Annotated in this window: 23 protein-coding genes; 19 read left to right on the top strand and 4 right to left on the bottom strand. The window is 42.7% G+C overall.

Features of this window, described 5'->3' with window-relative positions:
* The first annotated feature begins 119 nt into the window (after positions 1–119).
* The 6 genes from NYG90_RS06170 to NYG90_RS06145 all read left to right on the top strand — a co-directional run bounded on the left by NYG90_RS06170 (position 120) and on the right by NYG90_RS06145 (position 5,868).
* Positions 120–1,412: a PDDEXK-like family protein gene (locus NYG90_RS06170; protein ID WP_285264844.1), complete on the top strand. Its 1,293-nt coding sequence runs from the start codon at positions 120–122 to the stop codon at positions 1,410–1,412.
* Between the two features lie 33 nt (positions 1,413–1,445).
* Complete coding sequence (locus NYG90_RS06165) at positions 1,446–1,622, top strand: hypothetical protein (protein WP_285257120.1); 177 nt, start codon at positions 1,446–1,448, stop codon at positions 1,620–1,622.
* Positions 1,623–1,702: 80 nt separating this feature from the next.
* Positions 1,703–3,925 (top strand): ATP-binding protein, encoded by a 2,223-nt coding sequence (locus tag NYG90_RS06160; protein WP_285257119.1) that lies wholly within the window; start codon positions 1,703–1,705, stop codon positions 3,923–3,925.
* 11 nt (positions 3,926–3,936) lie between these two features.
* Positions 3,937–4,416 (top strand): hypothetical protein, encoded by a 480-nt coding sequence (locus NYG90_RS06155; protein WP_285264843.1) that lies wholly within the window; start codon positions 3,937–3,939, stop codon positions 4,414–4,416.
* A gap of 78 nt (positions 4,417–4,494) precedes the next feature.
* A complete protein-coding gene (locus NYG90_RS06150; protein WP_285257117.1) occupies positions 4,495–5,112 on the top strand; it encodes a toxin-antitoxin system YwqK family antitoxin in 618 nt (205 codons plus the stop codon).
* A gap of 36 nt (positions 5,113–5,148) precedes the next feature.
* The gene (locus tag NYG90_RS06145; protein ID WP_285257116.1) at positions 5,149–5,868 is read left to right on the top strand and encodes an SIR2 family NAD-dependent protein deacylase; all 720 of its coding nucleotides are present in this window, start codon (positions 5,149–5,151) and stop codon (positions 5,866–5,868) included.
* Positions 5,869–6,054: 186 nt separating this feature from the next.
* On the opposite strand, the gene NYG90_RS06140 is transcribed toward NYG90_RS06145, so the two are convergent.
* Positions 6,055–6,222, bottom strand: a complete 168-nt coding sequence (locus tag NYG90_RS06140) for a hypothetical protein (protein ID WP_285257115.1) — start codon at positions 6,220–6,222, stop codon at positions 6,055–6,057.
* A gap of 25 nt (positions 6,223–6,247) precedes the next feature.
* Here NYG90_RS06140 and NYG90_RS06135 point away from each other — a divergent pair, with 25 nt between their 5' ends.
* Genes NYG90_RS06135 through NYG90_RS06120 form a run of 4 tightly spaced genes read left to right on the top strand, consistent with a single transcriptional unit; the run spans position 6,248 to position 11,156 of the window.
* Complete coding sequence (locus NYG90_RS06135; RefSeq protein ID WP_285264842.1) at positions 6,248–7,201, top strand: metallophosphoesterase family protein; 954 nt, start codon at positions 6,248–6,250, stop codon at positions 7,199–7,201.
* Positions 7,202–7,257: 56 nt separating this feature from the next.
* Positions 7,258–8,208: a chemotaxis protein CheV gene (locus NYG90_RS06130; RefSeq protein WP_115012010.1), complete on the top strand. Its 951-nt coding sequence runs from the start codon at positions 7,258–7,260 to the stop codon at positions 8,206–8,208.
* 55 nt (positions 8,209–8,263) lie between these two features.
* A complete protein-coding gene (locus NYG90_RS06125; protein ID WP_285264841.1) occupies positions 8,264–10,636 on the top strand; it encodes a hybrid sensor histidine kinase/response regulator in 2,373 nt (790 codons plus the stop codon).
* 1 nt (position 10,637) lies between these two features.
* Positions 10,638–11,156: a chemotaxis protein CheW gene (locus NYG90_RS06120; protein WP_115012012.1), complete on the top strand. Its 519-nt coding sequence runs from the start codon at positions 10,638–10,640 to the stop codon at positions 11,154–11,156.
* Between the two features lie 84 nt (positions 11,157–11,240).
* Here NYG90_RS06120 and NYG90_RS06115 read toward each other — a convergent pair whose 3' ends face one another.
* Genes NYG90_RS06115 through NYG90_RS06105 form a run of 3 tightly spaced genes read right to left on the bottom strand, consistent with a single transcriptional unit; the run spans position 11,241 to position 15,549 of the window.
* Positions 11,241–11,621, bottom strand: a complete 381-nt coding sequence (locus tag NYG90_RS06115; RefSeq protein WP_285257111.1) for a diacylglycerol kinase — start codon at positions 11,619–11,621, stop codon at positions 11,241–11,243.
* Between the two features lies 1 nt (position 11,622).
* A complete protein-coding gene (locus NYG90_RS06110) occupies positions 11,623–12,669 on the bottom strand; it encodes a hypothetical protein (protein ID WP_115012014.1) in 1,047 nt (348 codons plus the stop codon).
* Between the two features lie 24 nt (positions 12,670–12,693).
* Complete coding sequence (locus NYG90_RS06105; protein WP_285264840.1) at positions 12,694–15,549, bottom strand: DNA translocase FtsK; 2,856 nt, start codon at positions 15,547–15,549, stop codon at positions 12,694–12,696.
* A 120-nt stretch (positions 15,550–15,669) separates the two neighbouring features.
* Between NYG90_RS06105 and NYG90_RS06100 the strand changes: the two genes are divergently transcribed.
* The 9 genes from NYG90_RS06100 (at position 15,670) to NYG90_RS06055 (ending at position 24,060) form a co-directional block, all read left to right on the top strand.
* On the top strand, positions 15,670–17,133 hold the full coding sequence (locus tag NYG90_RS06100) for a hypothetical protein (RefSeq protein WP_147278809.1): 1,464 nt from the start codon (positions 15,670–15,672) through the stop codon (positions 17,131–17,133).
* Between the two features lie 60 nt (positions 17,134–17,193).
* Positions 17,194–18,054, top strand: coding sequence for a signal peptide peptidase SppA (sppA, locus tag NYG90_RS06095; RefSeq protein ID WP_285257109.1), 861 nt, complete (start codon positions 17,194–17,196; stop codon positions 18,052–18,054).
* A complete protein-coding gene (gene purU, locus NYG90_RS06090; RefSeq protein WP_285257108.1) occupies positions 18,051–18,878 on the top strand; it encodes a formyltetrahydrofolate deformylase in 828 nt (275 codons plus the stop codon). The genes sppA and purU overlap by 4 nt, the downstream gene beginning before the upstream one ends.
* A 58-nt stretch (positions 18,879–18,936) precedes the next feature.
* The gene (gene murA / locus NYG90_RS06085) at positions 18,937–20,211 is read left to right on the top strand and encodes a UDP-N-acetylglucosamine 1-carboxyvinyltransferase (protein ID WP_285257107.1); all 1,275 of its coding nucleotides are present in this window, start codon (positions 18,937–18,939) and stop codon (positions 20,209–20,211) included.
* A 70-nt stretch (positions 20,212–20,281) separates the two neighbouring features.
* A complete protein-coding gene (locus NYG90_RS06080; protein WP_285257106.1) occupies positions 20,282–20,623 on the top strand; it encodes a hypothetical protein in 342 nt (113 codons plus the stop codon).
* A 158-nt stretch (positions 20,624–20,781) separates the two neighbouring features.
* Positions 20,782–21,285 (top strand): ubiquinol-cytochrome c reductase iron-sulfur subunit, encoded by a 504-nt coding sequence (gene petA, locus NYG90_RS06075; RefSeq protein ID WP_285257105.1) that lies wholly within the window; start codon positions 20,782–20,784, stop codon positions 21,283–21,285.
* A gap of 9 nt (positions 21,286–21,294) precedes the next feature.
* Positions 21,295–22,578 carry a cytochrome b gene (locus NYG90_RS06070; protein WP_285257104.1) on the top strand — a complete coding sequence of 428 codons (1,284 nt, stop codon included), beginning with the start codon at positions 21,295–21,297 and terminating at the stop codon, positions 22,576–22,578.
* A complete protein-coding gene (locus NYG90_RS06060; protein WP_350338549.1) occupies positions 22,575–23,585 on the top strand; it encodes a c-type cytochrome in 1,011 nt (336 codons plus the stop codon). The genes NYG90_RS06070 and NYG90_RS06060 overlap by 4 nt, the downstream gene beginning before the upstream one ends.
* Before the next feature lie 232 nt (positions 23,586–23,817).
* The gene (locus NYG90_RS06055) at positions 23,818–24,060 is read left to right on the top strand and encodes a hypothetical protein (RefSeq protein ID WP_285257103.1); all 243 of its coding nucleotides are present in this window, start codon (positions 23,818–23,820) and stop codon (positions 24,058–24,060) included.
* Positions 24,061–24,091 lie beyond the last annotated feature (31 nt).

Here is a 24,091-nt window from a genome sequence, read left to right as displayed (position 1 = left end):
TGACATAACGCTGTCAAAGCTCTTTGCTATAACTCCACTTGCCTTATTCTAACGCGACAAACACCGCAAAATAGCGGCTAGTTTGGCACAATAAGCGCAATCACTTACAAGGAGATTAAATGACAGATGAGAATCTAAGGCTATTTTTACAGCGTTTTAGGGAGTTTAATGCCGAGATTGAAGCGCGAAAAAAGCGCGGGCAAAATGACTTTAATCCCCTGCTTTGCGTGCAAAAGCTAGATGATGAAGAGAATATGCACAGCGGCTTTTTATATGCCCTGCTAAATCCCTATGGGGAGCATTACCAAGATGATTTATTTCTAAAGCTCTTTGTGAAGTCCATTGGGCTACAAGAGTGGCTTGGCAGCACAAGTGGTGCAGAAGTGTATAAGGAGAAAAAACGCATTGACATTCATATCACCAATGGCAAGCGGCATATCATTGTAGAGAATAAGATTAACGCAGGAGATCAAAACGAGCAAATTGAGCGATATATAGAAGCGATTGCGAAAGTGGATTCTAGCGATAGGGGAGAATCTAGCGTAGAGTATGAAAATATCGCGGTAGTGTATCTAGCCCCATATATAAAAGAGCCTACCCAAGAGAGTCTAGGTAAATGGCATATACAAGGGGAGTTTCTTATAGATAGTGAAAATCATCAAGTGCGATTTAGGGCGATCTCGTATGAAAATGAGATTATAGATTGGCTAGATTCTGCCCTAAATGAAGCAGGTGGGATAAGCAATCTAAGAATGGCACTAGAGTGCTACACAGATGTAGCAAAGCGACTTACAGGACAAAAGGAGAACACAATGGATTTACAAGCATTTTTTAGTAAAGACGGCAATGAGCAGTTTTTAGACATAGCATTGGAGCTAGTGGCTAGGAAAAACGAAGTGCTAAAAGCACATTTTAATGCGATTGCAAGGGAGATTAAAGGCAAGTATAAAGAATACAGGACAGAAGTTTGGAGCTATGGAACAGGCATCTCTGTGCTACATAATAAGTTTGTTGAAATAAGAAACTTTTGTTTTTATATAGCAGCAGAAATTGCTAATAAAGAAGAGGTGTGGTTTGAAATTTATCTATCGGGTTACAATCCACAACAAACAACAAAACTTATCCCAAAACTTGGAGAAGTTCTTGGTGTAAGCAATGATAATTTTGATGATAGTATGCTCGAAGATGGGTGGTTGGCATTAAAAGAATTTGAGGAAATTGATTTAAAAGACTTCACGCAAGAAAGTTTTATGGAGTTTTTTGAAAGCGTGAAAGATAAGGTTTATCAATTTAATCAAAAAATCGCAGATGATTTAGCAAAGCCAGATTCAAAGCTCCGCGAGCTTGTGCCGCCTACCGAAATAACAGAGATATTTTTGCCTCAATATGACAATGTCAAAAGTGGATTCTAGGCACAACACTTTTTTCTGTCATTGCGAAGCTCTTTGGGGCTGAAGCAATCCATAAATCAAAAAGTGGATTCTAGCGATACTAAGAAAGACTATTTTGCTAGCGCAAAATTTGTGGATCGCCACGCCGCTAACACCGCTCGCGATGACAGAAACACGCTGCCACTTTTCTCAATCCCTCCATATTTTTTTTATCTTTTCCACTTTTTTTGACATAACGCTGTCAAAGCTCTTTGCTATAACTTCACTTGACAAAGCGATACTTCACTTTGCAATACACACAAGGAGTGATTATGCTAACACAAGCAAAAAGAGACAATAAAGTCCTAAGCAAATATAAAGCAAGAAAACAAAGGGCGTTGAAGAAGATAGAAGGCACACTGATAGATCCTAGCAAAGAAGCCCTGCAAAAGCTCCTGCCCTTTAAGCCCATAGCCAACGACAAAGACTATGACAAAAAGCTGCTGATAGCGCATTTTATAGTCCTTTTCCCACATATTGCTGACTTGGACTACTGCTTTAGGCTCTTTAGAAAGCATTTTAATGCTAGTTTAGATGATCTTGATGATGAAGCTATGGTCGCAGAGTTTATCACACCCCATCTTTTAGAGCATTTTCACGCGCTAAGACCCAAACCCTTTGTGCGTAAAAATCTAGCCCTTTTACAAGAGTGCTTTGGGCTAAGTGAGCTAGAGACAAAAATTTTGTATCTCATCGGCTTGTGTGATAATATCAGTAGATATTATGATTGTGATGATAGTCTTAATTATTTTGAATTTTGCCTGCTTGTAGCCCAAGTGCTAAAGACAAGCCCAAGAAAAGTCCAAAAGCTACTTATGGCAAATATGCCGCTTAGAAAGCTTGGCTTCATCGATGATAGGCACAGAAGCGGTGAGTTTGAATTAGAAAGCTTTACTGAAAGACTTATGCAAGAGCCTTTTAGCAAACAAGAGATGATGAAAAGAATCGCTAGAATCTACCCCAAAAGCACACTTGAAATAGCGGATTTTAGCTATATGAAAAGCGACTTAGATATGCTGCTAAACTATTGTAAAAATGCGAAAAATCCTAGTATTTTTCTCTATGGCAAGCCCGGCGTGGGTAAAAATGAGATAGCAGCCCTTATCGCAAAAGAGCTAGATAGAGAGCTATGGGAGATACACAATATTGATACACAAGGCATAATGAGAGAGGATAGACTTGAGCAGTTTATACGAGCTCAAGCTATGCTAAAGGCGGATAAATCTGTGATTTTGCTTGATGAGTGTGAAGAGTTTTTCCCCAGCTTGTCTCCCAAATACAACGAAGATAAACCCAGCAAAAACACACTCAATAAAATGCTAGAATCCGTGAAAATCCCAAGCATTTTTCTAAGCAATAGCGCAAATATTGACCCGGCGTTTTTGCGGCGATTTGACATCGTGCTAGAAATCCACGCCCCACCAAAAGAGAAAAAGCAAGCAATGATAGAAAAAGCCCTAAAGTCCCAAAGGATACGACTAGATTCTAGGATTATTAGCCAAATTTGCGAGTCTAGCCTCTCTCAAGGCGTGCTTTTGCAAGCGTGTAAAGTAGCAAAAACTTTGGCAAAACATAAGCTATATAGCTTGAAAAATTGCGAAAAAATTCCAAAAAGCACAGCCGCAAACAGCCGCATTATCACCCAAAGCCTTATCCAAGTGCTAAATGAGCATTTAAAGCTCCAAGGGCAGCCCACAATCGCCACCAAAGCCCCCCAAGCCCTGCCATACAATATGAGCTTGATTCACGCGAGTGTGGATATGCAAAGCTTGTGCGAGCGGATAAAAAGCGTGTGCGGGGCAAAAGATGCAAATGTGGATTCTAGCTCTAGCGGGCAAGATTCTACACAGGGCGTTAGGATTCTAGCGTATGGTATGGCTGGAAGTGGCAAGAGTGAGTTTGCCAAAGCCTTAGCCAAAGAGCTAGATAAGCCTATAATATTAAAAAAGGCAAGTGATTTACTCTCTATGTGGGTAGGAGGGAGTGAGAAAAATATCGCAAAAGCTTTTAGAGAGGCAGAGCAAAGGGGAGCGATCTTGGTGCTTGATGAAGTGGATAGCTTTTTGCAAGATAGAAGTGGGGCGAGTGTGAGCTGGGAGATTAGCCAAGTCAATGAAATGCTCACACAAATGGAGAGCTTTGCTGGCATATTTATCGCTACGACAAACTTTATGGATAATTTAGATAGAGCAAGTATCAGGCGATTTGATATGAAAGTGGAGTTTAAGCCGCTAGATTTTGCTAGACTGCAAAAAGCCTTTAGCCTGTATGCGCAGCATTTGGGGATTGGCGATTATGCTGCATTCCTAGAATCCACTTTTGGCAAAAGGGAGCTAGAAAAGCTAGAGAATATCTGCTTTGGGGATTTTGCTTTGATCGCTAGGGGGGCTAATTTCGCGCCGCTAGAGTCTGCGGAGCAATTGCTAGAAAAGCTGCAAGAAGAAGCGCGGATTAAGGGCTTGAGCGCGAGTAGCAGCAAGCGCGTGGGATTCTAAGGTGAGTGGCTATGGATAAGCACAAGCTAAGTGAGATTCTACAGGCTCTGCCAGATAGCTTTAGCTTTACAGCAGTGCTTGAAGAAGCGATAAAAGAGAAAGAGGGCGTAAGCGAGCAAAGTCAAGAGCAAATCCAAGCCCAAACCCTGCAAGATCAGATCGCGGAAGCCTACCTAGAATCCAAAGAGCAAGAGCTGTGGGAGGATATGCAAGATACAGAGCGGTGGTGGAGATGGGCAGTAAGCACTGGTGATCTTTTTTATGATTTAGTATCTAAGCAGTGGGTGGATAGTGATAGCTATTGGGGTGCTCGTATAAAAGAGCAGCTAGAATCTAGCGGGATTTTTATGAGTGAAGATGAGTTTGCTTCAGTGCTTGATTTCACGCATCCTGCGCTAGAGTCATACTCGCCTATTTGCGATTTGAAATCTTTTTACTATTATAATCTTGATGATTTTATAGCGTATTTGAAAACCACAAAAAAGGAGTAGTCATAGATAGATTCTTAAGTATATGCTAATGAAGCATATGTTACAAAAATAGACCTGCTTGATATATGGGAGAATACGATGGAGATTGCAAGAACATATTATGAAAATGGAAATATAAAGACAGAAGCACCACTCGAGGATGGTGAGATTATGGGTATTGTAAAGGGGTATGATGAGGATGGAAATCTAAGAAGTGAAATTCCGTATGAAAATGGTAAAATGCAGGGTATAGCAAGGTTTTACTATGAAAGTGGAGTGTTGGAAAGTGAAATACCATATGAAAATGATAAAGGACAGGGCATAGCAAAAGTCTATGATGAAGATGGGAATCTAAGAAGTGAAATTCCGTATGAAAATGATGAGAAAAATGGCATAACAAAAGACTATTATGAAGATGGATGCTTGGAGAGTGAGATTCCACTTAAAAACGGTAAAGAGCAGGGCGCAGCAAGGTTTTACTATAAAAGTGGAGGATTGCGGTATGATATTCCATATGAAAATGGTGAGCCAAATGGTATCGTAAGGCTCTATGATGAAGATGGGGAAATGAAGATGAGTCTTTCATATAAAAATGGTGAACTTCAATCGGTAAATTGTGTCAATGGCAAACAGCTTACCAATGCACATTTACACAGAATAGCAAAAGCGGAGAGTCCTATTAACGAAGCTATAAAAATCTATAATGAGTTATTATAGACTTGATACTAAACAATGAAATACAAGACATCAACAATGAAAGACCTTAAACGAGTGATGATTTTTAGCGGGGCGGGGCTTAGTGCAGAGAGTGGGCTAAGGACATTCCGCGATAATGATGGCTTATGGGAGGAGTTTGACATTATGGAAGTGTGCAGTGCTAGGGGCTTTGCAAAGGATAGGCAAAAGGTGCTAGATTTCTATGATCAAAGGCGTATCCAGCTAGGGCAAGTCGCCCCAAATGCCGCGCATACGATGATAGCAAAGCTTAAAGCAGCATATCCGCAAGAAGTCGTAGTGATAACGCAAAATGTCGATGACTTGCTAGAAAGAGCTGGGTGTGAAGAGGTCATTCACTTGCACGGATTTTTGCCTGAGGTGCGCTGCGAGTCTTGCGGGGAGATCACAAATATCGGCTATATCGCTATGCCAAGCTCTGTGTGTGGGGTGTGTGGGGCGCAGAGCTTGCGGCATAATATCGTGATGTTTCACGAGCCTGCGCCAAACTATGCCCTGCTAAACCAAGAGCTAGAGCGGCTAAAAGCGGCGGAAGATAGCTTGTTTGTCTGTATCGGCACAAGTGGCGAGGTGCTAAATGCGGCGCAATTTACTCTCTATGCCAAGCAAAGCATACTAAACAACCTAGAATCCAGCCACCTTGATCGCTATTTTGATGTGCGCTTCATCGAGCCGGCTGGCACGGCTGCGCCAAAGATCAAAGATCTTGTGGAAGGCTTTTTGCGCAAAGTGAGCTAATCTCCTAGCTTTGCCTTGTAGCACGCTTCTAGAATCCTTATTTGTCATTGCAAGTTTTGTAAAGCGTGCGGTGATCCACAATCCAAAAGTGGATTCTAGCTTTTACACTTCTTGTTTATCCTAGAATCCACTTTTTACACAACACAGATTTTTTAAAAACACTCATTTTTCTCATCATTGCGAGCCTTACACCGCGTGGCAAAGCGTAGCTTCTTTAGTGATCCACACTAGAATCCACTTTTGAAATGGATCGCCACGCCGATAACGCAGCTTGCGATGACGGAAAACTGCCATAAGTGAAAAAGTGGATTCTAGGATTATGAAGCGATTTGGTAGAATAAGGCACAATTTCACACACCTTATATCACCTAGGATTTTTATGACTACTGCTTGCTCTGTCCATATTGATCATACACCTATCCAAGAAATCATCTCCCCTGCGGTGTTTATCGCTGATGCACACTATATCCCAAGCCCTACCCACACTTGCACACAGGCATTTGAGCAAGCACTAGAGCCCAGCCCTGCTAAGCTAGATTCTAGCAAGTCCGCTAGCCCACTAGAATCTAGCTTTTCATTTTTGGATTCTAGCTTGCCCTATCCGCGCTACATCGGCGAAGATGGCTTAATGGGGCTTTTGCAAGCATTGATGGGCAATCCCCCCGCACAGATTTTTCTTATGGGGGATATTGCGCATTTGTTTATCCCGCATATCTCCCATAGCGCAGATAATCACCGCGATTTTATCGCCCTACTCAATGCCCTATCGCAGCACACAGAGATCTTCTACTTTGAAGGCAATCACGACTTTGGGATAGATTCTAGGCTTTTGCCACGAGTGAGAATCTACCCTAGGAGTCTCCAGCCAGCTATTTTTAGCTATCAAAATACGCCATTTTTACTCGCACACGGGGATCTTTTTATCAACAAAAGCTATGAATGCTATATCCGCGCACTAAGCGCACCGCTCACACTTAGTGCGCTAAAGCTGCTTGATACACTAAGCCTAGGCTATATCTATACCTATGCACAATCCCTAGTCAATGCCAAGCGCATTGCGCCACTTCACCTAGATGAAAGTGGATTCTACACATTTGCGCTTAAGAGACTAGCAGCATACACGCACTATATGCGTGCAAATAACCTAGCCCGCGCGTGCAATCTAGCCAAGCCCAGCGACACAGACCCCCAAGGCACCGCAAAGCAGGCTAAAGACTATGAGCTTAACGCGCAATATGGCGTGATAGAGGGGCATTTCCACATAGGCAGAAGATTGCAGAGCTTTTTTGCCCTGCCATCTTTTTATTGCGAAAAAAGGATTCTTGTTTTATAATCCTGCCGATATTACCCACACAAACTAAGACCATTGATTTAGATTTGGAGACAACTATGGCAGGCAATATTTTAGACTCTCAAATTGAAGGCTATAACGAGATAGCGTTGATTGACTTCCGTATTTTCGAGCTACGAGATGATGAAGTATATGAGGGGATTTATGGGGTCAATGTCGCAAAAGTGCAGAGTATCATCGAGCAGCCAGATGAGCTTTTTGACATACCGGCAAGTCCAGATTATGTGCTAGGGCTTTTTGACTTGCGTGGGACGATAATCCCGCTTGTCGATCTCTCCAAATGGCTGAATATCAAAGCAGACGACACCCCCCGCAAACACAAAATCATCGTATCTGAGTTTAATAATGTCCAAATAGGATTTGTAGTCGATGAAGTTAAGCGCATACGGCGCGTAAATTGGAAGCAAGTAGAATCCGCGCAATTTAGCTCATCTAGCACAATCGAGCGAGGCAAGATCACCGGCACAACGCGCATCGAAGAAGATGATCGAACTATGCTAATTTTGGATTTAGAGAGCATTATTGATGAGCTAAATTTCTATGAGAAAAAGGCTGATGATATTATCAGTATTGTAGAAGAGCAGGAGCGGTTTAATGGACTAGCACTTGTGCTAGAAGATAGCTCCATAGCCCGCAAACGCGTGGTGAAAAATCTCGTAGCTATGGGCTTTGAGGTTGTAGAGGCAATCGATGGAGAAGAGGGCAAAGAAAAGATAGAATCCCTTTATCAACAATATGGCGATAAACTATCTGAACATCTTAAAATCATCGTATCTGATGTAGAAATGCCAAAAATCGATGGCTTCCACTTTGCCAACGAAATCAAAAACGACCCAAGATTTTCTAAGATCCCGCTTGTATTTAACTCCTCTATCTGCGATCCAAATAGTATGGAAAAAGGCAAAAAAGCAGGAGGTGATGGCTATATTGTGAAATTTGACCCCAACATTTTCTACCAAGAAGTCAAAAAACTTCTAACTTCTGTGTGATTTTGGCATTTTTTTGGTAGAATAGCCCCCAAATTAACGAGATGAGGTATTGTAGATGGATGATATGCAAGAAATAATGGAAGACTTTTTGATCGAAGCCTTTGAGATGGTCGATCAGCTCGACCAAGACTTAGTCGAGCTAGAAAGCAACCCAGAAGATCTAGAGCTACTGAATCGTATTTTTAGAGTAGCCCACACTATTAAGGGTTCTAGCTCATTCTTGAATTTTGACATTCTTACAAGCTTGACACACAATATGGAAGATGTCCTAAACAAAGCTAGGCGAGATGAGCTTAAAATCACACCTGATGTGATGGATGTGGTCTTGCTCTCCATTGACCTTATGAAAGCACTCTTGCAAGCAATTAGAGACTCTGGGACAGATGCCAATAGCGGTATTGATATTAGCGATGCTGTTACTAAACTTCAAGCAATATCTCAAGGTAGTAGCCCTGTCGCAGAGGCTCCAGAGCCTTCAGCCAAACCAGCCAAACCGCAGGAGACTACACCACAGAGCGACCCTAGCAATCCACTTGCAGATGAGCCAGATAAGGACTATGCGCATATGAGTTCTGATGAAGTAGAAGCAGAAATTGAGCGACTGCTCCAAAAACGCCAAGAAGCGGATAAACAAATGCGTGCGCAAAAAAGAGCAAGCGGTCAAGCTAGCGATGTCCAAGCACCCAAAGCACCAGCAGAAGCTCCAGCACCCACTGCTACTACACCGGCTAAACCAAGTCCCAAAACTGAAGGCAAACCTGCAGCCGGAAAAGATGAAGGCAAGGTGGCAACAAGCGTAGAACAAACGGTCCGCGTTGATGTTAGGCGACTTGATAACCTTATGAATCTCATCGGCGAGCTTGTGTTAGGCAAAAACAGATTGATTAAAATCTATGGCGATGTGGAAGAGCGCTATGATGGTGAAAAATTCTTAGAAGAACTCAACCAAGTTGTATCATCTATCTCTAGCGTAACGACAGACTTGCAACTTGCGGTAATGAAGACAAGAATGCAACCTGTAGGCAAGGTGTTTAATAAATTCCCAAGAATGGTGCGAGATTTATCCAGAGAACTTAAAAAGAGTATTGATCTTGTCATCACCGGTGAAGAAACAGAGCTTGATAAGTCTATCGTGGAAGAAATAGGTGATCCGCTTATCCATATCATTAGAAATTCTTGTGATCACGGCGTGGAATCCCCAGAGGATAGAAAGGCTTTAGGCAAGCTAGAGATTAGGCGAGTGGATCTCAAAGCCTACAATGAAGGCAATCACATTGTTATTGAAATCACCGATGATGGAAAAGGGCTTGATGCAGAAATGCTTAAGCTAAAGGCTATTGAAAAGGGCTTAATCTCTGAAAAAGAAGCAGATTCTATGACAGATAAAGAGGCTTTTGGCATTATCTTTAAGCCCGGTTTCTCTACGGCAAAAACTATTTCCAATGTATCTGGACGCGGTGTCGGTATGGATGTTGTAAAGACCAATGTCGAAAAGCTTAATGGTATTATCGAGATAGATTCTGAAAAGGGAGTAGGCACAACATTTAAGCTAAAAATCCCACTTACGCTTGCCATTATCCAAGCATTGCTTGTGGGTGCGCAAGAAGAATACTATGCTATCCCCTTATCTTCTGTCATTGAGACAGTTAGAATTGGGCAAGATGAAATCTATAGTGTCGATGGCAAATCTGTCTTGCGCCTAAGAGATGAAGTGCTTTCCCTAGTGCGTTTGGCTGATATTTTTGGTGTGGATTCTGTGCTAGAAACAGCAAGCGAAGTGTATGTTGTTATCATTGCGCTTGCAGAGCAAAAGATTGGTGTAATTGTGGATTATCTCATTGGACAAGAAGAAGTTGTTATCAAATCGCTTGGCTACTATCTCAAAAGCACTAGAGGTATTGCAGGAGCGACAGTGCGAGGTGATGGTAAAATCACTTTGATTGTCGATGTAGCCGCAATGATGGAAATGGCTAAAGAGGTTAAAGTGAGTATAAATGCAGTAATGGAAGAAGCTCAAAGCTCCAAAGCCAAAACAGCCCCATCAGACTATATCGTGCTAGCAATCGATGATAGCAATACCGATAGAGCAATTATGAAAAAATGCCTAAAAACATTGGGAGTTACAGTGCTAGAAGCAAGCAATGGTTTGGAAGGCTTAGAAATTGTCAAAAATAGCGATAAGCCCCTTGATGCGGTTTTGGTAGATATAGAAATGCCTAAAATGGATGGATATACTTTTGCAGCAGAAGTTAGAAAGTATAATAAATTTAAAAATCTACCACTTATTGCCGTTACAAGTAGGACAAGCAAAACGGACAGAATGCGTGGGGTAGAATCTGGTATGACAGAATATATTACAAAACCCTACACGCCAGAATATCTTGTCAATGTCGTAAAACGCAATATTAATCTAGTAACCGGAGAATAAAATGGCTGATAAAATTAGAGATATTTTTGAACAGCAAAAGATGGATGCAAGTGGATTGGGTCGTGGTATTGGTGAGGCACAAGATGATCCAGAGGATATTTTGCAAGTTATTGGGTTCGTTGTGGGTAATGAGGAATTTGCTGTTCCTATTCTTAATGTCAAAGAAATTGTAAAACCCACAGAATTTACAAGGGTGCCCGGAACGCCACCTTATGTTCTAGGTGTATTTAATATGCGTGGAAATGTGTATCCACTCATCAATCTACGCTTGAAGTTTGGTCTCCCAGCTATCAAGCAAGATAAAGATACTCGCTATCTTATAGTGCATCAGAATGATGAAATAGCCGGATTTGTCATCGACAAACTAACAGCAGCCATCACTCTTCCTAGCTCTAGTATAGACCCTGTGCCAGAGACGCTTGCGAGCAATCAAGCTGGAATGATCGATGGCGTAGGAAAGCGTGAAGATCACCTAATCACCATCCTGAAAATTGATGTGCTACTCAAGAGAGATTTCTAGACTCCAAATACATATACATTGAAAGATTCTAGATTCCCATAGAATCTAGAATCCTAGCGATTTGAATTATCCATTACAAACTTCTTAAAAATATTCCAACAAAAATACTCCCCAAACAAACGCAAAAAATACCAAACTCAAAAGTTGCGCTGCACTACTCATATCTTTCGCCTTTTTGGCAAAAGGATGTGGCTCAATACTCGTGTGATCAATGGCGTTTTCTATCGCTGAGTTAAAGAGCTCTACAATCACACAAAGCATTCCAGGCAAGACCAAAAGCACTTTTTGCGCAAATCCATCACCAAGCCATAGCCCCAAACACAGCCCAATGCTTGCTACTACAACCACCTGACGAAACCCCTGCTCTTCTCTCCACGCAGCCAAAAGTCCATCTCTAGAATACAAAAATGCATTGCGCACGCGTGCCAATCCACCCCCGCCCTTTTGTGCATTGCGCTTACCCATATCAGTCCTTTTTAGACTCTATAGAATCTAGTGGAATTTCTTCAAAGCTAAATGTAACTCCAGATTTTCGCAAAGATACCGCAGGATCTTGTAACCACTCCCCAAGTGGAAAGGCATTATTAGCACTCTTATTTTTATATCCCAGCCCATAGACTACGCCATTATTCTCACCTAAAATCATACGCAATACACCATCAACCAATACTTCAAGATACTGAGCTTTCCCTCTATGATCGCCTAATAGTGCTATATACATCACAAACGCTTTCATAGACTGCAGAGATCGGGCTAGGTTTATTCGATATTGCTGGTAGGCTTGCGCATCTAGTTTTTGACCATTAGCAAGTTTTGTAATAATAGCTTGAGCCAATTCCTTAGGCTCTAAAGACAATGTAGCACTCTTAAACAACACTGGAGTATGTGATAATATCTTTTGACTATCATCTTGATAGGCTTTTAGCATTGATGACAGAGCATCGCTAAAATGCGTGGGGGCTTGAGCCAGCACATCACCAAGCCCAGCCTGCATATCCCACACAAGCTTATATGATAGATTCTTGCCTTTTGTGATACAAGCAATACTAGTATCCATCGTATCAAAATCTGGTGCCTGCTCACTCTTGTCTAGCACTCCACTGATTTTACAATCAAGAGATTGCGGAAGCAGCTCAGTAGAGAAATCCACATCTTGAGCCAGCACGCCAAAAAGTAGCGTTAAAATCTCATCACCAGCAAACGATATTTTCTGGCTTGTTATACGCACACTTCCCTGTGTTTGTGTGAATTGCCCAAGCTCCAAGCGCACATTCTCTAGCACCACACCATCAAGCCCAATACTAGATGACTCACAAGCGATACTCTTAACCCCACTACAAGTAAAAGGCTCATAAGAGATAGAAGGAATATATTCTTGTAAAACCTGCAGCTGCGCGTTGATGGAGTTTTGCATATTATCCTTAAGCCTATAGCTTATCACGATCAACGCGACAAGCAGCACAGCAATCAGCACTCCTCCAAGCCCTAAACCCCATATAAACAACCTTTTCATACCTCTCCTTTGCTAAACTCTAGATTAGCCGATGATCTCGCGCACACCTTTGGCATTGGGCGCGGACAAAAAGCCTTGCTTCTCTAGCTCTTCCACAAGCACTGCAGCTTTATTGTAGCCTATACCCAGCCTGCGCTGAAGATTGCTGATAGAAGTCTTGCCATCAAGCATCATAAGCTTTTTAGCTTCAGCGAGCAGATCACTGCTATCGCCTTGTGTCTCATCGCTCCTTGTAGCCACCCCGACAGAATCAGCCAAGAAGCTAGAATCATACTGCACCTCTCTTTGATCACGGATAAAGCCCACAATGGATTCTATCTCATCTTCACTCGCCCAAGGCGCGTGCAAGCGCAACACACTCCCGCCCCCACCAAGAGAAAACAGCATATCACCCTGCCCTAGTAGATTCTGCGCCCCTTCAGAATCCAAAATCACGCGAGAATCCATTCTTGAGCCGACTTTGTAGGCGATTTTTGCTGGGAGATTTGTCTTGATCAATCCTGTTACGACATCGACACTTGGTCGCTGGGTGGCTACGATTAAGTGCAATCCTGCCGCCCTACCCATCTGCGCTATGCGAATGATTGAGCCTTCCGCCTCCTTGCCCCCTGTCATCATAAGATCGGCAAGCTCATCAATGATGATAACAATAAAAGGCAAAATCTCACTTCCCTCACTAGCAGCTTTGGCATTATAGCCATCGATGGTTTTTGTCTTTAGGGCTTTCATCATCTCATACCTGCGCTCCATTTCTCTGGCGACATTATTGAGAGCGATTATCGCCTTTTTAGCATCAGTGATGATGGGTGTCAGCAAATGTGGGATTTCTTCATAAAGACTAAATTCTACCTTTTTAGGATCGACCATTATTAAGCGCAAATTATCGGGAGAATTACGATAAAGCAGGGATAAAATCATCGCATTAAGCCCGACACTCTTCCCGCTACCTGTGGTCCCAGCGATAAGCAAATGCGGAAGCTTTTGCAAATCTGTAACAAATGGATTCCCTACAATATCTTTCCCAAGCCCAAGCGCAAGTGGCGAAGAAGAACCCTGAAAGACTTCACTCTCTAAAATCTCGCGCAGATAAATCATCTCTTTTTGCGAGTTTGGCACCTCAATCCCTACAACATCTTTACCCGGTATGGGAGCTTGGATACGGATTGATCGCGCACTTAGTGCCATAGCAAGATCATCACTTAAGCTTTGGATTCTACTGACTTTGACATTAGGAGCTGGGCGAAATTCAAAGGTCGTAACAACCGGACCCGAGTAGATTCTAGCCACATCGCCATCAATTTTAAACACTTTGAGCTTGGTTAGGAGATTTTGGATCTTTTGATCAATCTCACCTTCTTCAAAGCTTATTTTTCCACTTTGTGCGGGCTGCAGAAGTGTCGTGGGTGGCAGGACATAATCCTTAGGTCGCGCAAGCTCACCTCTCTCTAGGCTCTCTAAATGCTGCTTGCTAGATTCTAAGTCTTTTACTATTGTGGGCTGCACTCGCCTAGAAAGCTCTGTACTCTGTGTTTTGTGCGCAAAAATCTTAGGACTAGAATCTTTGATTTGCTCTAGTGTATCTTGGGGGCTGGGATATTGTGCTTGAGTAAATTCCCCTGCATAAGGAGATTGTATGCTTGACTGTGCTAGAGACTGCATATCTGCTAGATGATCTTGGCTTTGTGGGTGTGATACTTGCTTGGAGTCTTTGTGCGTATCACCATCATCGTGCGCATCGTGCGCACTACTTGTGCCAATATTTGGAGAATGGGATTCTAGCATTTGAGAAGAATCTAGAGAGAGACGATCAATGGCTGGAGAATCCACCTCTATCATCTCTTGTGGTGTGCTAGATTCTAGCTTCTCTTGTGTGGGGTCAATGATTTTTGTGCGATAGGTTGCTTCATCTTTTAGCAGTGCTTCTTTCTCATAGGCTTTGGCACGAGAGATAGCCTGATCCACATCGATATGTAGCATCTCGGCATCTTTATTCATCTGGCTTGGATCAATAAGCCGGACCATCGCCCTATGCCGCTCTTCTTCCTGCTCTTTTATATATCTCTCGCGTTCCTCATCGCGGTAAAGCACTACGACCTTTTTCTCATCAAACTTTGGAGCTTCCCTTGGAGCTTCTTGCAAGGGCGATGAAAAGGACGACGAGAGATTTTGTAGCTGAGTGACATTAGGCATATCCGCGAGACTAGATTCTAGGCTAGGCATTTGATCAAAAGACTCTTGAGTAGAATGCGCCCTGTGCATTGTCATTTGCTCGGCATTGATCTTGCTGGATTCTAGTTGGATAGGATTTTTAGCACGCCCTTGATAGTCAAACTCCTTGATCGATGGAGAGGCAAACACTCTTTCAAGCCACGCAGTAGCAGCTTTGTATAAATATCGCGCATACGCTACACACCTAGGAGCAAGATACAAAAACGCTTCTTTTACATTGCGCACAAGATAGCGCGTGAGCGTAAGCGCGGCATTTTGCAGAGATTTTTGTGCAGTAATCACAGCGGTAGGACATAGCAAAAGCACCCCGGCATACACACACACTATCACTAGAATCCACACGCCAAATGCGCCAAAATTTGGCATAATCTTGGCGATAAGAAGCGCACCAAGCAAGCCCTTATCCAACCAAAGCGACTGCACCAAAAGCACACCTAAGCTTAGTAGCAAAACAGCGATGATAATTTTCACTCGCTTTGGGCTAAGTGTAGAATCTTTATAAAGCGCATACGCTGGATAGAGTAAAAAGAGCAAATACACATAGCCCAAATACCCAAACCAAGATAGATTAAGCATCGCAAATGCCCTGCCCATCTCGCCCATTTCACCGCTCTGTCCAAAAATAGTCGCCAAGGTTAGGATAATAAACAACGCGCACCAAGCACACAAAATGTAGATTTTTTTAATGCTAAACCCTTTTAAGCAAAAATTTTTTAAATATATTATAGCATACATAGAAAAATCTACTTTCATTTCACACAGGGGGCATAAATGCACGGAAGAATAAGCCGCTATTCTATGGCGACAGGATCTGGCGTTGTTACCAACTATTCAAAGAAAATCTTTGAACTACGCAAGGAACATTGGCACGATCGCAAACTTCTACCAGCAGCAGGAATGTATGTGGAGTTTCGCCTTGATGAAAGCGGACATATTGTCGATGCACACAGCTCTGCCTATCAAGAGTTTGGTGCAGATTCACTTATCAAAGAAATAGACTTTTGGAAGACAGATACCGATGAAGAGCTGCGCACAAAGGAAGCTGATTTACGCAACCAAATCGCAGAAAATATCTTCAAGCAGACAAACTACCTGGAGATGAAAGCTATTGAAGCATCTGTATCTGTGGAAGACTGCTTAAAAGAATACTTCACCCCAGAATCTAACTCTATCAAATTCTCGCTTGCAGACATCGAAGAAGTCGCCCCAGAAAATCAGCTCAATTATCTCATTGTCCGCCGATTTCTCTCAAAAGCTATGGATTATCTTGTGTATTGTGATAAAAACATTACCCCCGATGTCTTTGCTAGCGATCTACAAAAGGTCAATAACCTAGAATACTCCTACAAAGCCTTAGTCCAAAGTGCCAACCTAAAGCCAGCTTCCATCTACCAAGATATGTTTTTAGAAAAGCAGCTTCACTATCGCGGCGCGATCAAGGCGATCTTGGGTATCAAAGAAAAAACCATCCAACTACGCAATAAAGTAAAATTCTGTATGAATGAAGTCCGCAAACTTAGAAACCAAATGGAGCTCAATAAAAAAGATTCTTCGCTCCCAGCAAAGCTTGAGACGCAAAAGACCATTATGGCAAAAGCAGAAGAAGAAGTAAAAATCCTAACAGGCTGCCAAGAGCGGCTAGAAACTATCACAAAAAATTTTAGAGAAAGCTACTTAAATGAGTTTAGCGAGACTTTCCACAAAATGCACAATGATTTAGTCGATCAAACACGCGATGCGCTAAATCTTGTCGCCACCACCCTTGATAATAAAATGTGGAAAATCGGTATGTCATCTACTGCCATACACAACAACTTCTTCAAGCACGATATTAACAACCCCTATTGCACAATGACTTTCTATGGGCAGTATCTCAAGCGACTTGACAAAAACAAGCTTGCTGATAATGAAAAAACAGGCTACAACTACTTCCACAAATACAAAAAACAGCACGAAAAGCTTTTTTTAATCTACACCACAAACCAAAAGCTTGAGATGTATCTAAAGCTTCAAATAATGTCTGCTTCTAAAGAATATAGTGTCGTTATCGCCAAAACTGATGGAGAGTTTCTCTCACATATCAACTCCCAATCATTTGAGCTAGGCTATATCGATCCTTTTATCCGCGGGAATCCAAAGCAGCTTGTCGAAGATGCCAAGACTTCAAAACACAATAAAACCACGCGTTTTGTTGTCATATCACAAAAGCAAGCCCAAATTCTAGCAAATAAATAGTCCCTAACACACAAGAAATGATCCACATCTTGATCTGTGTAGGTCTCTTAAGGAACCCAAATGATTAAAAAGTTTTTTGCGCCATTTATCGCGATACTTGAATGTATTACTAAATACTTCAAAGCCTTTGTTTTTTTGCTCATTGTAGCAGTGCTAATTTTTAGCACAAGAGAGCCTAAGCAGCACCCAAATCTCGCTAGAATCCACCTTAAAGGCGCGATAGTGGATTCTGCTATGCTACGCACACAAATCGAGGATTTACGCAATTATCCTAGCTTGCAAGGCGTGCTACTTGTGATTGACTCTCCGGGTGGAGCGGTGGGGGCAAGCGTGGAAATGGCTGATCTCATCAAAGAGCTCGCTAGCACAATGCCTGTGGTCGTGCATACAGAAGGGATTATGGCAAGTGGATCGTATTATGCTGGTGTATATGCGAGCAAAATCTATGCCAATCGCGGTGCGCTAATCGGGAGCATTGGCGTGCTATTTAACGGCGCAAATCTGCAAGAACTCTTTAAAAAAATCGGCTATGAGCCACAGATAATCGCAGCTGGCGAGTATAAAGAAATAGACGCGTATTACCGCGACTGGACACAAAAAGAACGCGCCTATATACAAAACCTTATCCAAGAAGAATACCAAACTTTCATCACCGATGTCGCAAAAGCACGGAATCTAGAGCTAAAGGATTCTAGCAAGTTTGCTGAAGGTAGGGTGTTTAATGCCGCTAAAGCTAAGGAGTTGGGGCTGATTGATGATGTCATCTCCCGTAATCAAGCCATAGACAAACTAAAAGAACTCGCCCAAGTAGAAGAAGCACTATGGCTTGAAAAAAGCTCGTGGCAAGGCTATTTAGACTCTCTTGTAGAATCCACTTTAAGCAGAATGCTTGGCTCTATGCTTGGGGTAGGATTGCAATGAAGCATATATTGCTTATTAGCACTAAAGATAGAAGCGGACTTATCTATCAAGTTTCTAAGATTTTGCACGAAGCAGGGCTAAATATCGAGAAAAATGATGAATTTGTCGATAGAGATGCGATGATATTTTTTATGCGCACGCAAATTGCTGGCGCACTAGATGAAAAGTGGATTCTAGCAACTCTACAAAACGCTCTCGACAAAGATGCTCATATCACACTAAAACCTATGGCAAAAAAGTCCCTAATCATTCTCGCTACCAAAGAAAACCACTGCCTGGGTGATTTGCTACTGCGCTATGATAGTGGCGAGCTACACGCCCATATCCAAGCAGTCATCGCTAATCATAACGACCTAGAGGGGCTTGTGCGCCGTTTTGATATACCATTTTACTGCGTAGAATCCAGCGATGATAGGCAAGCACACGAACAAGCCCTTACAGATATTATTGATCGCTATTGCCCAGATGTAATTGCCCTTGCTAAATATATGCGGATTCTCTCTCCTATGTTTGTAGCACGCTATGCAGGCAAGATGATCAATATCCACCATAGCTTCCTCCCCGCATTTATTGGAGCTAATCCCTACAAGCAGGCGTATGAAAGAGGGGTGAAAATCATCGGTGCTACCGCGCATTTTGTTACCCAAGATCTTGATGAAGGACCTATTATTGCACAAGATATTATTAAAATCGATCACACCTTTAGCTGGCAAGATATGCAAAAAGCCGGACGCAATGTCGAAAAAAGTGTCTTTGCTCACGCGCTTGATCTGATCTTGCACGATCGTGTCTTTATCAATGGTAATAAGACCATTGTGTTTTGATCTGCTAAGGCTTTGCTAGGATATACTAGCTTACCCCACACCAATACAAAGGACTACTATGGACTATCTACGCATCACAGGAGGCTCAAAGCTACACGGACAAGTGCGAATCTCTGGGGCAAAAAACGCCGCCCTCCCACTACTCTCTGCCGCACTGCTATCAAATACACCTATGAAAATCGACAACCTCCCCAATGTCGCTGATGTCAAAACACTCGCTAAACTTTTGGAGCATTTGGGTGCGATAGTGAGCTGGGATAGCCCACATAGTGCGCAAATTGATGCAAGCCACATTATCCATACCAAAGCGATTTATGATATTGTGCGCAAAATGCGCGCTTCTATTTTGGTGCTTGGACCACTACTTGCACGCGTGGGGCATTGTGAGGTAAGCCTGCCGGGTGGCTGTGCTATTGGCGCACGCCCCGTAGATCTCCACATAGCTGCTATGGAAAAAATGGGCGCACAAATCACAATCCAAGGTGGCTATATCGTAGCTAGCGCACCAAATGGGCTACAAGGCACACAAATTGTCTTTGACAAAATCACCGTAACAGGCTGTGAAAATGTCATTATGGCAGCAGCCCTAGCCAAAGGGCGCACGCAAATCATTAACGCCGCTAGAGAGCCAGAAGTAGTCCAGCTCTGCGAAGTGCTTATGCAAGCAGGCGTGGAGATACAGGGCGTGGGGACTTCTGTGCTAGATATCCGCGGCACAGATAGGGAGCCACTTAGCTTCAAGCCTTTTTCTGTGATACCAGATAGAATTGAAGCAGGCACTTATCTATGCGCAGCAGCCATCACAAATAGCCCTATAAATCTTACAAACGCTAATCCAACCCACCTTGAAGCCGTGCTTGAAAAACTCCGCCAAATCGGCTTCACCCTAGAATCCACAAAGGATTCTATCAGTATTTTTCCAGCCACAAAGCGACAAGGCTTTGAGCTTATTACCACAGAACACCCCGGCTTCCCTACCGATATGCAGGCGCAATTTATGAGCCTAGCTACACAGTGTCAAGGCACAAGCGTGATACAAGAGCGGCTCTTTGAAAATCGCTTTATGCACGCAAGTGAGCTACAACGACTTGGAGCAAATATCACGCTAAAAGGCAACACTGCCACAATCATTGGCAACGATGAGCGCAATCCACTTGTAGGTGCAGATGTGATGGCGACAGATTTGCGCGCCTCATCGGCGTTGGTGCTTGCTGGGCTTGTGGCACAAGGCAGCACTAATGTGCATAGGATTTACCACCTTGATCGCGGCTATGAGAACTTAGAGCAAAAGCTTGAAGGGCTAGGCGCAAATATTGTGCGCAAAAAGTCGTAATCTCTAGCGATTCAGTCTTGGGCAAGCAATGCGCGTGATTGCGTGATTTTGGGGTAGGAGCTACCTTGTCGTGTGTCTTTGTGTGTTCATTTTTGCTGCGTGTAGTGGCACGATATTTTATCTCTATGTGCTACAAGCCTATCAAACACATCTCACCTATAACCCAGCTCGCATAGGCTCACACAAAGATATATTCCCCACTCTCTATGCCCTTAGCCTGTCAAATACCGCTCATAAGAGTTTAGGCGGGCGCAATATACTTGCTAAGATGGCTAAAAACTTCACCTATTCGCGTGATACAAGCTTCGCCCTACACGACAAAAAAGACTTTATGGAGCTTTATAATGAGCTTTTTATCTATGCTATCGCGTGGAGAATCCAAAACGCCAATACTACACACGACAGCCCATAAGCATCTCGCATAGCCAATCGCCCATAGACAATATTAGACTCTCCCTAATATACGCTATCTGGGCGTGTTTATTTAAAAATATTTAACCAAAAATTAAAGTAAAATTTAAGTGTTTAGCGTTACAATCGGTGTTTCAAAAAGCTAAAAAAGGAGAGAGTATGGCTGAAGTCAAGAGACGCGATTTCTTAGGGCTCACGCTCGGTGGTGTCGCTGCGGTTGGTGGTATCGCTTCACTAATTGCTATGAAAAAGACTTGGGATCCATTGCCGAGTGTTGTTTCTGCCGGATTCACGACAGTAGATATAGGCAATATGCAAGAAGGAGAGTTTTCTCAGGTCGAATGGCGTGGAAAGCCGGTATTTATCATAAGAAAGTCTAGCAATGATGCTTTTGATGATAAGCGCGACTTTAAAATCGGTGATAAAGTTTATACACTTGGCTTGCAAGTATGCACGCACCTAGGTTGTATCCCCCTATATAAATCAAACGAAAAAGAATTTCTCTGTCCGTGCCACGGCGGTAGATTCACAATCAGTGGCGTCAATATTGAGGGCACTCCACCGCCACGCCCATTTGACATTCCACCATTTAAAGTTGAAGGCACTGTTTTGACACTAGGCGAAGCAGGCGAAGAATACAACAAAATGATGGCACTTGCATAAGGAGAGAGTATGGCAGAGATAAAAAAAGCAGACGGACTTGTTGATTGGCTTGATCAACGGCTTGGGGTGAAAAAACTCCTCCAAGTAATGATGACAGAATATTGGGTGCCTAAAAATATCAATTTTCTTTGGGCTATGGGTGTGCTGCTCCTTACACTATTTACACTGCTTGTGGTGAGCGGGCTATTTTTGCTTATGTATTACAAGCCTGATGTCAATATGGCGTTTTATAGTGTGAATTACACTATTATGCAGGAAGTTGATTATGGTTGGCTATGGCGACATATCCACGCGGTAGCTGCAAGTATGGTATTTGTGATTATCTATATCCATATGTTTGTAGCTATCTACTATGGCTCTTACAAAAAAGGGCGCGAGATGGTGTGGATTGGTGGTATGCTACTCTTTGTCGTGTTTTCCGCTGAAGCCTTTAGTGGCTATATGCTTCCGTGGGGACAGATGAGCTATTGGGCAGCGACAGTTATCACCAATCTTTTTGGAGGCATTCCTTTTATCGGCAATGATGTTGTCGAGTGGATTCGTGGGAATTACATTGTGGCTGATGCGACATTAACGCGATTTTTTATGCTACATGTTGTCTTGCTACCTGTTGTGATTATGCTGCTTATTGCATTTCACTTCTATTCTCTCCGCTTTCCACATGTTAATAATCAAGATGGCGAAGAAATAGACTTTGAAGCAGAAGCACAAAAATACCAAGAAGGCAAGAAAAAAGACGCTAAAGTGATCCCATTCTGGCCAGTATTTATGTCGAAAGACATTTTTGTCGTATGTGCGTTTATGGCACTATTTTTTTACCTTGTATGCTACCACTTTGATTTTGCTATGGATCCAGTGAATTTCGATCCAGCAGATTCTCTTAAAACTCCGCCACATATTTATCCAGAGTGGTATTTCCTATGGAGCTATGAGGTGCTACGCGGCTTTTTCTTTGATGTTGGACCAATTAAGGCTGCTGATATTGGTCTTATAGCATTTGGTGTGGCGCAAGTGGTGTTTTTGTTTCTCCCTTGGCTTGATAGAAGCCCTGTTGTGCGCCCAGCCCATCAACGCAAAGGATACTTTGTATGGTTCTGGTCGCTTATAGTTGTGCTAATCGTGCTTACTGTGTATGGCAAGCTACCGCCAGAGGGTATTAACACTTACATTGGCTTTGTTGCTTCTATTGCATTTTTGCTTCTTATCTTTGTCGCGCTTCCGCTTATTACAATCAACGAGCGCAAAAATTCAAGCTGCCGTGGTGGCTGCAATAATGCAGGAGGTGCAAAATGAGAGAGCTAAAAATTCTAGCAATCTTAGTTGTTGTCGTAGGTGTAATATATTGGGGTGTAGAGCCTTTGGCACATAGTATTATGCACCCAAAAGTAGCCGATGCACAGTATGACTATATCAAAGCAAATGCCGATGATGTAGCCCAGCTAAAAAATACAATAGCAAAGATTGAAGCTGAATTGCAAAATGCACGCAGCGCAAATAACGCCGCTGATATTGAGCGTTTAGAAAAAGAGCTTGGCAAGAATCAGTCCTATCTTGCTTCGATTGAAAATTTCTGGAATGTGATAGACCTAAGCAAAGGCAATGCGCAAGCCGGACGCGCTCTTGTAGAGCAGTGTCTCGCCTGCCATACGATTGATTCTCAAAAGCTTTCACGCTCTAGCGGACAAAGTAATGCAGAGGTCTCTGCTGCTTATGGTGTAACCCCACCTGATTTATCTAATATCGCCGCCGTATTTGACCACACTTACTTGGCGCATTTCTTAAAAGATCCTGTGTTAGCTTCAAAACTATGGCACAAAGAAGGGCTTGCCTATCCTATGCCACCCTACTCATATCTTAGCGATCAAGAAATTGCTGATATTATCGCTTACTTCACATCTATCGCACCAAAATCGCTAAACGATAAACAGGTGTTTGAGCAAGCGTGTGCGCGTTGCCATAGTGTGAGCTATGATAATCTTGCAAGCACAAGCAACCCACAAGATCTCGCGCGATACCTTGGGACAAAAGTGCCAGATCTATCAATGATGATTCGCTCTCGCGGAGAACATTATCTTGGCAATTTCATCAACGATCCACAACGATTACTACCCAATACTGCTATGCCTAGGGTTGGCGTTACAGAGCAAGCCGAGAAGCAGATTGTGGCGTATTTGGATTCTGTGGGTGATAGCAAGAAACACGAACGCAATGCGCTTGGATTTAAAATCATTGTATTCTTCCTTGTTATGACAATTCTTGCATACCTATGGAAGCGCAAAATATGGAGCGATCTCCACTAGTATAACTCGCTGCATCCGCAGCGAGTCTTCTCGCACAATCCACATTCCAAGACAAAGCTTTCTCACCATCAAATTGCGATGCGTCTAAATATCCACACTAGAATCTAGTAAGCCCAAAAACATAAAGGCTTCTTATGCAGTTATCAAACATATCTTTTCATCGCTCACGCCTAGCTTTTTGATTAGAAACTATATTTTTGGTATTTGTCTTTGGGCAGCTTGTGTATTTATTTTGCCAGATATTCAAATACCACTTATTATCATCTTGACAATCAATCTCTTATTCTTTCCATTTGCCACACTTATTTGGGGCGAAATGCGCGATACGCTTATGGGTAACACTGCGGTATTTTTGCCACTTTGGACTATGCTTTTTATTAAAATTTTTATCAAATGTATGATATTTGCTTTTGCAATTCCTGTTGAAGTGCTTGGGATTCTCTATATCTGGTTCCGCACCAAAAATGCTTCTTGAGAGATACTCCACAATCAAGCAGAAAAGATTG

Source organism: Helicobacter zhangjianzhongii, from assembly GCF_030249855.1.
Classification (GTDB): domain Bacteria; phylum Campylobacterota; class Campylobacteria; order Campylobacterales; family Helicobacteraceae; genus Helicobacter_B; species Helicobacter_B zhangjianzhongii.
Note: the sequence above shows the minus strand (reverse complement) of the source record. Positions and strands in the feature narration are given on the sequence as shown.

Excerpts from the sequence above, each read along its gene's own strand:
- NYG90_RS06060 (WP_350338549.1), top strand. The coding sequence starts at position 22,575 with ATGAGAGAGCTAAAAATTCTAGCAATCTTAGTTGTTGTCGTAGGTGTA.
- NYG90_RS06110 (WP_115012014.1), bottom strand. The coding sequence starts at position 12,669 with ATGAAAAGGTTGTTTATATGGGGTTTAGGGCTTGGAGGAGTGCTGATT.
- sppA (WP_285257109.1), top strand. The coding sequence starts at position 17,194 with ATGATTAAAAAGTTTTTTGCGCCATTTATCGCGATACTTGAATGTATT.
- NYG90_RS06155 (WP_285264843.1), top strand. The coding sequence starts at position 3,937 with ATGGATAAGCACAAGCTAAGTGAGATTCTACAGGCTCTGCCAGATAGC.
- NYG90_RS06160 (WP_285257119.1), top strand. The coding sequence starts at position 1,703 with ATGCTAACACAAGCAAAAAGAGACAATAAAGTCCTAAGCAAATATAAA.
- NYG90_RS06150 (WP_285257117.1), top strand. The coding sequence starts at position 4,495 with ATGGAGATTGCAAGAACATATTATGAAAATGGAAATATAAAGACAGAA.
- NYG90_RS06115 (WP_285257111.1), bottom strand. The coding sequence starts at position 11,621 with ATGGGTAAGCGCAATGCACAAAAGGGCGGGGGTGGATTGGCACGCGTG.
- NYG90_RS06135 (WP_285264842.1), top strand. The coding sequence starts at position 6,248 with ATGACTACTGCTTGCTCTGTCCATATTGATCATACACCTATCCAAGAA.
- NYG90_RS06070 (WP_285257104.1), top strand. The coding sequence starts at position 21,295 with ATGGCAGAGATAAAAAAAGCAGACGGACTTGTTGATTGGCTTGATCAA.
- NYG90_RS06125 (WP_285264841.1), top strand. The coding sequence starts at position 8,264 with ATGGATGATATGCAAGAAATAATGGAAGACTTTTTGATCGAAGCCTTT.
- NYG90_RS06130 (WP_115012010.1), top strand. The coding sequence starts at position 7,258 with ATGGCAGGCAATATTTTAGACTCTCAAATTGAAGGCTATAACGAGATA.
- NYG90_RS06120 (WP_115012012.1), top strand. The coding sequence starts at position 10,638 with ATGGCTGATAAAATTAGAGATATTTTTGAACAGCAAAAGATGGATGCA.
- purU (WP_285257108.1), top strand. The coding sequence starts at position 18,051 with ATGAAGCATATATTGCTTATTAGCACTAAAGATAGAAGCGGACTTATC.
- murA (WP_285257107.1), top strand. The coding sequence starts at position 18,937 with ATGGACTATCTACGCATCACAGGAGGCTCAAAGCTACACGGACAAGTG.
- NYG90_RS06145 (WP_285257116.1), top strand. The coding sequence starts at position 5,149 with ATGAAAGACCTTAAACGAGTGATGATTTTTAGCGGGGCGGGGCTTAGT.
- NYG90_RS06100 (WP_147278809.1), top strand. The coding sequence starts at position 15,670 with ATGCACGGAAGAATAAGCCGCTATTCTATGGCGACAGGATCTGGCGTT.
- NYG90_RS06170 (WP_285264844.1), top strand. The coding sequence starts at position 120 with ATGACAGATGAGAATCTAAGGCTATTTTTACAGCGTTTTAGGGAGTTT.
- petA (WP_285257105.1), top strand. The coding sequence starts at position 20,782 with ATGGCTGAAGTCAAGAGACGCGATTTCTTAGGGCTCACGCTCGGTGGT.